We start from the raw sequence: 1,046 nt of genomic DNA, 5'->3' as shown, positions 1-1,046 counted from the left end.
TGATAGCTCTCTCCTTCTGAGGCGGTCAATACAGCAGTACTTCCCTCACAGATGGTTACATCATCTCCTGCAGATACAACCAATTCTGGTGTTTCAGGTTGGGTCACTGTAACCGTTACTGAATCTGCGGCAGAACATTCGCCGGTTGTTACCGTTACCTCATAGGTCGTGGTTGCCGATGGACTTACCTCAATACTCTGGGTCACGGCCCCGTTGCTCCACTGATAGCTCTCACCACCGGTTGCGGTCAACACAACTGTGGATCCTACTTCCATGCTCACATCTGATCCTGCATCGGCAGTTGGTAAGGCATTGACGTTGACAGTCACACTGGCGCTTCCGCTCTGCTCTCCTTGGCTCACGGTCACTGTATATTCCGTAGTGGTATTTGGTGATACCTCAATACTTTGGGTAGTGGCACCGTTGTTCCACTGATAGCTCTCTCCTTCTGAGGCGGTCAATACAGCAGTACTTCCCTCACAGATGGTTACATCATCTCCTGCAGATACAACCAATTCTGGTGTTTCAGGTTGGGTCACTGTAACCGTTACTGAATCTGCGGCAGAACATTCGCCGGTTGTTACCGTTACCTCATAGGTCGTGGTTGCCGATGGACTTACCTCAATACTCTGGGTCACGGCCCCGTTGCTCCACTGATAGCCCTCACCACCGGTTGCGGTCAACACAACTGTGGATCCTACTTCCATGCTCACATCTGATCCTGCATCGGCAGTTGGTAAGGCGTTGACGTTGATGGTCACGCTGGCGCTTCCGCTCTGCTCTCCTTGGCTCACGGTCACTGTATATTCCGTAGTGGTATTTGGTGATACCTCAATACTTTGGGTAGTGGCACCGTTGTTCCACTGATAGCTCTCTCCTTCTGAGGCGGTCAATACAGCAGTACTTCCCTCACAGATGGTTACATCATCTCCTGCAGATACAACCAATTCTGGTGTTTCAGGTTGGGTCACTGTAACCGTTACTGAATCTGTGGAAGAACACTCGCCGGTTGTTACCGTTACCTCATAGGTCGTGGTTGCCGATGG

General features: G+C 51.1%; 1 pseudogene. It reads right to left on the bottom strand.

The features are described from left to right. Positions 1-1,046: pseudogene (locus ZA07_RS16085) on the bottom strand (hypothetical protein); the annotation flags it as partial.

The organism is Mangrovimonas sp. ST2L15 (assembly GCF_001280515.1).
Taxonomy (GTDB): domain Bacteria; phylum Bacteroidota; class Bacteroidia; order Flavobacteriales; family Flavobacteriaceae; genus Mangrovimonas; species Mangrovimonas futianensis.
This window is presented reverse-complemented; position numbering and strand designations above follow the sequence as displayed.